Source organism: Pseudomonas sp. PME37.24/025 (assembly GCF_055556615.1).
On record NZ_JBVHNK010000197.1, the window covers coordinates 1 to 271 of the forward strand.

1 protein-coding gene is annotated in these 271 nt (G+C 71.6%); it reads right to left on the reverse strand.

The features are described 5' to 3' along the window. Nucleotides 1-152: 152 nt before the first annotated feature. On the reverse strand, nt 153-271 hold a 119-nt coding region (locus ACZ3HH_RS30050; RefSeq protein ID WP_465810226.1), incomplete at its 5' end, for a DUF1990 family protein.

Consider the following 271-nt stretch of genomic DNA (forward strand, 5'->3'; position numbering starts at 1 on the left):
TCGGGTTTGCCGGAGTTGTGCGCGGCCGGTGGCATCCGGTTCCGGTGCACGACGAAGGAAATCCGTGTCCCGGGGCAGCCCTCGGCGGCCCGAAAGGGTCGAATGTCCTTCGTTGTGTCCGGGCCGCCCGGGGTGCGGCGGGGCGCGGTGCGTCAGCGCGTCGGCGAATCCAGGGTGCAGAGGTACCGTGCCGTCATGCGCCGCTGGATCGCGCGGTTCAGCGGCCATGCCAGCCGCGTGAACCAGCGCCCCGGACGCGAGAACGCCGTGA